The organism is Nostoc sp. LEGE 06077 (genome assembly GCF_015207705.1).
Lineage (GTDB): Bacteria > Cyanobacteriota > Cyanobacteriia > Cyanobacteriales > Nostocaceae > Nostoc_B.
On the sequence record NZ_JADEWI010000111.1, the window covers coordinates 1 to 6,974 of the forward strand.

At 40.2% G+C, this 6,974-nt stretch carries 9 protein-coding genes and 1 pseudogene; 3 read left to right on the top strand and 7 right to left on the bottom strand.

Going from position 1 to position 6,974, the window contains the following annotated elements; all coding sequences use genetic code 11:
* Window positions 1-513 precede the first annotated feature (513 nt).
* Window positions 514-1,311 carry a sulfite exporter TauE/SafE family protein gene (locus IQ244_RS31830; RefSeq protein ID WP_193900651.1) on the top strand — a complete coding sequence of 266 codons (798 nt, stop codon included), beginning with the start codon at window positions 514-516 and terminating at the stop codon, window positions 1,309-1,311.
* A gap of 5 nt (window positions 1,312-1,316) precedes the next feature.
* Here IQ244_RS31830 and IQ244_RS31835 read toward each other — a convergent pair whose 3' ends face one another.
* The gene (locus IQ244_RS31835; RefSeq protein ID WP_193900652.1) at window positions 1,317-1,979 is read right to left on the bottom strand and encodes a cadmium resistance transporter; all 663 of its coding nucleotides are present in this window, start codon (window positions 1,977-1,979) and stop codon (window positions 1,317-1,319) included.
* 23 nt (window positions 1,980-2,002) lie between these two features.
* Between IQ244_RS31835 and IQ244_RS31840 the strand changes: the two genes are divergently transcribed.
* Window positions 2,003-2,686: a cadmium resistance transporter gene (locus tag IQ244_RS31840; protein ID WP_193900653.1), complete on the top strand. Its 684-nt coding sequence runs from the start codon at window positions 2,003-2,005 to the stop codon at window positions 2,684-2,686.
* Between the two features lie 2 nt (window positions 2,687-2,688).
* Here IQ244_RS31840 and cysK read toward each other — a convergent pair whose 3' ends face one another.
* From cysK to IQ244_RS31855, 3 genes are all read right to left on the bottom strand, one after another.
* A complete protein-coding gene (cysK, locus tag IQ244_RS31845) occupies window positions 2,689-3,651 on the bottom strand; it encodes a cysteine synthase A (RefSeq protein WP_193900654.1) in 963 nt (320 codons plus the stop codon).
* 115 nt (window positions 3,652-3,766) lie between these two features.
* On the bottom strand, window positions 3,767-4,222 hold the full coding sequence (locus tag IQ244_RS31850) for an RrF2 family transcriptional regulator (RefSeq protein ID WP_193900655.1): 456 nt from the start codon (window positions 4,220-4,222) through the stop codon (window positions 3,767-3,769).
* A gap of 296 nt (window positions 4,223-4,518) precedes the next feature.
* A complete protein-coding gene (locus IQ244_RS31855) occupies window positions 4,519-4,719 on the bottom strand; it encodes a hypothetical protein (protein ID WP_193900656.1) in 201 nt (66 codons plus the stop codon).
* Between the two features lie 193 nt (window positions 4,720-4,912).
* Between IQ244_RS31855 and cysE the strand changes: the two genes are divergently transcribed.
* Window positions 4,913-5,647 (top strand): serine O-acetyltransferase, encoded by a 735-nt coding sequence (cysE, locus tag IQ244_RS31860; protein WP_193900657.1) that lies wholly within the window; start codon window positions 4,913-4,915, stop codon window positions 5,645-5,647.
* 128 nt (window positions 5,648-5,775) lie between these two features.
* On the opposite strand, the gene IQ244_RS32850 is transcribed toward cysE, so the two are convergent.
* From IQ244_RS32850 to IQ244_RS33465, 3 genes and pseudogenes are all read right to left on the bottom strand, one after another.
* A complete protein-coding gene (locus tag IQ244_RS32850) occupies window positions 5,776-6,024 on the bottom strand; it encodes a hypothetical protein (RefSeq protein WP_228059300.1) in 249 nt (82 codons plus the stop codon).
* A 90-nt stretch (window positions 6,025-6,114) separates the two neighbouring features.
* A pseudogene (locus IQ244_RS33460) lies at window positions 6,115-6,477 on the bottom strand (ferritin-like domain-containing protein); the annotation flags it as partial.
* An 11-nt stretch (window positions 6,478-6,488) separates the two neighbouring features.
* Window positions 6,489-6,824 (bottom strand): ferritin-like domain-containing protein, encoded by a 336-nt coding sequence (locus IQ244_RS33465; RefSeq protein ID WP_193900659.1) that lies wholly within the window; start codon window positions 6,822-6,824, stop codon window positions 6,489-6,491.
* Window positions 6,825-6,974: the final 150 nt, after the last annotated feature.

Consider the following 6,974-nt stretch of genomic DNA (forward strand, 5'->3'; position numbering starts at 1 on the left):
TAGATGAATTGAGGCATTTTATCTGGAAGCGTTTAGAGAAATTCAACACATCAATCGTTGCTTCTATTACAGGTTGGGATTTTATTCTTGATGCTTTATTTGCATCAGATTTTTCGTGAATTGGTATTACTTCTTTTCCTGTTCCCTATTCCCTACCTACACAAGTAATTTCAATAATCAAGTCGGATTCCTATAGCTATATAGCAGTATGCACTTGTATGAGATACAGGATGGAGTACAAAATCCCTATACTCAGTGACTTTCACCCCTGTTCCCTGCTATATGCAGTCAGAGTGGGCTAGACGTTTGATCATGTTTATAGGTAAAATACGGTAAATCAGTCGGCTTATAGTTCTTTGTTTTAAGAACTGTAAAAAAATCTGTTCTTCATCATTAAACAAGGATCATTACTTGCCACCAAGAGCTTTTCATTGCACTTGGCGGTAGTTTCTCTTGCTTTGCTGTAAACAGAGTGGACTTGAGGCGTAAACCGTGTGTGTTTTTGGAAGGAGTATGGATTATTTATTACTGCCAGTTTTCAGCTTCTTTGTTGGCATCATCGTGGGTTTAACCGGAATTGGTGGAGCCTCTCTCATCACCCCAATGTTGATATTTATTTTTCAGGTTCCGCCATCAATTGCTGTAAGTTCCGATGTTGTCGCAGCCACATTGATGAAGGTAGTTGGGAGCGTTAAGCATTGGCAACAACAAACCTTAGATATCGAAGTAGTCAAATGGCTGGCATTTGGTAGCGTTCCTGGTTCACTATTTGGTGTAGGGATACTGCACTACATCAAGCACACTGGAGAGTACAACCTAGACAGTATTTTGCTGCGCTTACTAGGGGTGACGATTTTACTAATTACCTTACTGGCACTTATACAACTGTTACTCTTAACCTTCTTTCCCAAATTCAGCTTACCTGAACTACCAAAAATAGACTTAAATACAAATTTAGGTCGTTTTTTTACAATGCTCTTGGGGGCGATTTTAGGCTGTTTGGTTGGGCTAACGAGTGTCTCTTCTGGTTCGATGTTTGCTTTAGTACTAATAGCCTTTTTCCGTCTCGATGCACGGAAGTTAGTCGGTACAGATATTTCCCAAGCAGCGATTTTATTGTTTTTTACCTCCCTTGGACACCTCAGCTTAGGTACAGTTAATTGGAATTTAGTATTACCAATATGGTTAGGCTCAGTTCCTGGAGTATTGCTAGGTGCAAAAATCTGCCAAATTGCTCCCCAACGTCCACTGCGGTTTATTATCTATGCCATTTTAATGATGGTGAGTTGGAAGTTGGTTTATCAAGCTTAGGACTATTAACTTTTCAGCCAAGGTAATAAGTTGAATGTACCTCTTTCGTACATAATGAATAAACCTAAGCCAATTAAAACAAACGGGACAATAACTTTACCGTAGCGACTGAACAGAGAAGCAATGGTAGTATGTTGACTTAACAGATAAGCAATAGCACACCAAACTCCTACCATTAAAAAAAATACACTTAAAATTACTCCCAAGCTGGCAAGGTTTTGACCAGCAAATAAGGGAATATAAATACTAATATTATCCCCACCATTAGCAATCGTTACGGCTGCTACTTTATAAGTTTGGGGATGCAGAATACTCAAAATTAAAGATAATACAGAATTAACTGGTGAATGCTGTTTAAATTCAGTATTTACTTCTTGAATTTCGATAGTTTCTTGTTCTCGGTTGAGCAATTGCATTAAACCGATCGCTATTGGTAATATTCCGAGTAATCCGATCCATTCTCGCTGGACAACCAAGCCACCAAAAAATCCTGGTAAGCTGGCAATGATAATCGCTATAAACCCAAGATACTGACCAAAGATGATATGTCGCCGACGAAAATTAACATCTACCTGGGAGAATAAAAGTAGCAAAATCATGATGTCATCGATATTAGTAGCTGTGAAAGCGACTATCCCTTCAATAAAAGATGTACCTAGATTACTCATGCGGAATTTTTCGTCAAAAGTAAATGAATGAGTTAATTACGGCAATTAGTACAGGTGTAGTTGCATTTATTGGCACTAATATTGATGATATTGTGATTTTGCTACTATTTTTTTCGCAAACAAATGCTAATTTTCGACCGCAACATATTTTTGTTGGGCAGTATTTAGGTTTTATTGTACTAGTAATCTTGAGTTTATCTGGTTTATTGGGCGGTTTTGTTTTAGGGGCAAACTGGATAGGATTGTTGGGGGTAATTCCCATTGCGATAGGTATTAGCAGCTTGATTAATCCCGACGATGAACCTACTGAAGAATTTGTCGCGGAAAATATACCATCTTCAGAAGAGCCGATTGCTAGTTTTATTGCACCCCAAACTTACAGTGTGGCGGCGGTAACTATTGCTAACGGTAGCGATAATATCAGTGTATATATACCTTTGTTTGCTAGTAGTAAGTTAGCTAGTTTCTGGGTAATTATTGGAGTATTTTTTTGCTTGTTGGGTGTTTTATGCTACCTTGCCTATAAATTAACCCATCAAAAGGCTATCGCAGATGTTTTAACTCGCTACATTAATCATCTTGTCCCTTTTATTTTGATGGGTTTAGGTGCTTTTATTGTCTTAAAAACTGGTGCTTTAAGTTTAATAAAATTAGCTGCCAGTTGTTGCTGCTTAGTAGTTTTGATGAAAAAGAACGCAGCAAAATAATTTTAAACTTTATTTGCCCATTCACTTTCATCGGCTTGTTGAAATAGTGGGGTGCTGAGGTAGCGTTCACCGAAGCTAGGTTGCACCATCACAATCAAGCGCCCGGCGTTTTCTGGCCGTTTTGCGACTTCAATAGCCGCATATAAAGCAGCGCCCGAAGAAATTCCAGAGAGTAATCCTTCTTCTTTAGCTAAACGTCGGCTATAAGCGATCGCCTGTTCATCGCTGACTTGAATTACTTCATCTACCAGTTCTAAACGGAAAATGGCGGGGATAAATCCTGGGCCGATACCTTGAATTTTGTGTGGCCCTGCTTTTCCGCCGATGAGTACGGGACTATTGCTTGGTTCAACAGCGATCGCTTGAAAAGTTGGTTTACGCTGTTTAATAACTTCTGCAACTCCGGTAATTGTCCCACCAGTACCCACTCCCGCCACTAAAATATCTACTTTTCCATCGGTATCAGTCCAAATTTCTTCGGCTGTGGTTTCGGCATGAATTTTTGGGTTGGCTGGGTTGCGGAATTGCTGCAACATATAAGCATCGGGGGTTTTGGCGACAATTTCCTCAGCCAGAGCGATCGCTCCCCGCATTCCTTCTACACCAGGAGTTAACTCTAGTTGTGCGCCATAGGCTTTTAACATTGCCCGTCGTTCTTGGCTCATAGTGTCGGGCATCGTTAGAATAAGATGGTAGCCCTTAGCAGCCGCTACCATTGCCAGTGCAATTCCTGTGTTACCAGAGGTAGGCTCAACTAAAGTAGTTTTTCCAGGGTGAATTAAGCCTGCTTCCTCCGCTGCTATCACCATACTGATGCCAATTCGGTCTTTCACAGAAGCCGACGGATTCATACTTTCTAGCTTCACGACAATCTCTGCAACTGCACCTGAAGCTTGGGGAATCTTATTTAATCGGACTAAAGGTGTTCGTCCAATTAACTCCGTAATATCTTGCGCTATTGGCATAATTAAACTCCTGTGTGTTGATATTGTTTTGCTGAAAGAAGTAAGAATTTAATCTCCATCACTGGATAGGTAATAATTTCATATTTCAAACTTCACACTTCAAACTTCACACTTTCTAGATGTAATACATCGGACTCTGCTGTAAACGAGCTTCTCTTTCTTGACATAAATCTTGCAGTGTATAGCGGTTCAAAACCTCCATCGAGGCCACGTTGGCTTGTTCCCAGATTTCATGAACCAAGCGTCTTTCTAATGTGGGCGCTTCCGAGTGTTCTTTTTCTTTGCGTTCACCTTCTACTAAAGTGACAATCTCCAGCACAGTAATTTGCCAAGGCTCACGAACTAACACAAAACCACCTTTTGAGCCACGTTGACTTTGTACTACACCTGCACGCCGCAAATTTGTCAGAATTTGTTCTAAATAGCGCTCAGGTATAGGTTGCTTAGAGGTGATTTCGCTCATAGTTAGAGGTACTTTTTTTTCGTGGTGGCTGGCCAGTTCTAAAAGTGCTAGGAGCGCGTATTCAACTTTGGAAGACAGATCCAGGAGAGCGTAATTTTGGCTGTTCAAGATTTGTACTCAATCAAGATACTACGGTTAACCGATTGTTTTTTCGCTTTTTATGCGAAATTAATTTTGTCTTGGTGTTGGATGTGATAGCATCCCACTCAGTAAAGACTAATAACCATAAGCCTATCGTCTTACCGTAGATTATCTTACAAAATTTGCCAAATGAGTTCATCTTTCACAGGAATTATTTTGGTTTCGTGATTTTTACCGCATCTACCCAAAATCTGACTCAGCCTAGAACACCAGTTTAGTAATCCTGGAAGAACCTCTCCCCCGACCCCTCTGTTTTGAAAAGTTCAGATCGCCGGAAGCCGGCGCTCCGACTTTTCGCTCCGACGCGGACGCGGAGAAGGGAGTTTAGCTACCTCTTCCCTACTAGGGCTACGGTGTACACATAAATGTTCGTTGAGTGCATCTGTCCCGCCTCGGAATGAATTCCGAGTCTCATAGCGCAAGTCATCTGAAGATGACTCAACTAAAAATATCTTCCAGTCCACGTTTTGTGGACTTTGGCTATGAGCCTGGAACTTCTAGGCGGGATACGGTTTCAGACTGCAAATTTTCGACTTGTGTGTACACCGTAGCCTACTAGGGAAGGGGCTGGGGGTTAGGTTTTTGATTAGTGAATTGATGCTCTAGACAAACAAGCTGGGGTATTTCTTCTCCCACCAACTAAAACCTCAAAAGAGTATGCTACTAACTGATTTGCAAACAATTTATGAGCGCGATCCCGCTGCCCGTAACTGGCTGGAAATTGTGTTTTGTTATCCTGGACTCCAAGCCTTAGTGCTGCATCGTTTATCACACTGGCTGTATAAAAAAGGCGTTCCTTTTTTTCCCAGGTTTATATCTCATCTCAGCCGCTTTTTTACAGGAATTGAAATTCATCCTGGGGCAGTTATTGGCAAAGGAGTATTTATTGACCACGGAATGGGTGTGGTAATTGGTGAGACAGCAATCGTCAGTGATTATGCGTTAATTTACCAAGGTGTGACCCTTGGTGGTACTGGCAAAGAAAGTGGTAAACGTCATCCGACATTGGGTAGTAATGTAGTTGTGGGGGCTGGCGCAAAAGTTTTAGGCAATATTAATATAGGCGATCGCGTTCGCATTGGAGCCGGTTCTGTAGTATTACGCGATGTGCCTAGTAACAGCACCGTTGTGGGGATTCCTGGACGGGTGACTCGGCAAAATAATCTGAATATTGATGCGCTGGCGCATAATAAAGTTAGAGACGTAGAAGCGGAAGTAATTCGCGCATTATTTGAACGAGTAAAAAATCTCGAAAAACAGCTAGAACAATTAGAAAATCCATCAACATTAGAATTACCAACTGATGTACATAGTGAACTGGAAATACTCTACAACACTAAAATAAATAGCGATTCTGTCATTGAAGACTTTCTTGATGGTGCAGGTATTTAGTCAAAAGTAGAGGCGTGATTTATTGCGTCTCTGAATGTTTTATAGCAAAAAATAAGGATGGGTCATCAAACCCATCCTATAAAAATCACTCCTTAATTGTGCAAGACCAAATTTTGATGTTCTAAATATTAATAAAGTAGAAAATCTGGGACGTAGTTACCACTACCATCAGGTAAGGGAGTTTGCATGAGTTTAATAGCAGGCTCTTTCAAATTAAACATGAGACCAATTGCTTGACCAAGTTTAGATTCATCACCGTTAGTCCAAGCAAGCTCAAGGTTATCTAAAACTGATTTAAAAGCCTTATTAAATTCATCTAAAAGTGTGCGGACTTCTTCAGATGGATTTGTCCAACCACCGTGAGGAACTTTTGCCATTGGGTATGTATCGGGAAAAGGAATAACATCACCTGCATATTTCCACTGTCCATCAACTTGAATTATTTCCCGACCCTGAAGAATTTCATCAAATTTATAATACTGAGCTAATTCATCACCAAATCCTTCTGCATCTGGTGATAGAGAAGTTCCCTCTCCTTGTACTTTAATTTCAGTAATTGCTTTCTCTACATCAGCAAGTATTTTTATAGCAAATAGTGCATGACCACCAACATTGTAACCACTATTAGTTAGCTGATTGTTTCCAGTTATAGTTGGCTGTAACTCTTGAAATGCTGCAAGAATGGCATCATAAAAAGCACCGATGGTAGCAAAGGTTTCTTTGGCAAAGCTAATAGCAATGGGATTTTCAGGAAATTCAATTGGCTTACAAACTTCTTCTAAATAAGTTTTGCTTAAACCTGCTAAATATACAGTTAACCCAGGTCTTATACCGTTTCACTTTAAGTTTGATACAAATAGGCCGCAGGGGGGCAGAGGAGCAGGGGAGCAGAGGAGAAATTATTTGTATCATTTATTTGGTGAAATGGTATTACACCTCCTGGTAAGGGGCTGGGATAGCTTGGTAAAACTGTGCTGATTCTTGGCGTACCGCCAATAGTTGTTAACATATTGGCGACTAATCCCATGTGCAGCATTTCTTCCATTAAAATACTGCGAATTAAACCCGCAGCAGACGCACCTAAATCTTTAATAGACCACCAAGCACAAAGATATGGGGGTAAAGTAGCTAACTCTAGTTCTATGGCTGCATTTAAACTACTTTTGAGCCAGTCAATATCTCTGTTTGCACTTTCAGTTTAGAACTCTTGCATAAATATTTTCTGGTATAATGAAGGGTTATTTTCTTTTAGGTTAGAGAAGTTAAAATAGCCACAATTTACAAAGTTTCTAATATTAACTATTGCTGGAGAATCTTTACCTAAAAA

What these genes read in the sequence shown, in the direction of transcription:
- IQ244_RS31830 (WP_193900651.1), top strand. Translation starts at nt 514, where the DNA reads ATGGATTATTTATTACTGCCAGTTTTCAGCTTCTTTGTTGGCATCATC.
- IQ244_RS31835 (WP_193900652.1), bottom strand. Translation starts at nt 1,979, where the DNA reads ATGAGTAATCTAGGTACATCTTTTATTGAAGGGATAGTCGCTTTCACA.
- IQ244_RS32850 (WP_228059300.1), bottom strand. Translation starts at nt 6,024, where the DNA reads ATGGCAAAAGTTCCTCACGGTGGTTGGACAAATCCATCTGAAGAAGTC.
- cysK (WP_193900654.1), bottom strand. Translation starts at nt 3,651, where the DNA reads ATGCCAATAGCGCAAGATATTACGGAGTTAATTGGACGAACACCTTTA.
- IQ244_RS31840 (WP_193900653.1), top strand. Translation starts at nt 2,003, where the DNA reads ATGAATGAGTTAATTACGGCAATTAGTACAGGTGTAGTTGCATTTATT.
- cysE (WP_193900657.1), top strand. Translation starts at nt 4,913, where the DNA reads ATGCTACTAACTGATTTGCAAACAATTTATGAGCGCGATCCCGCTGCC.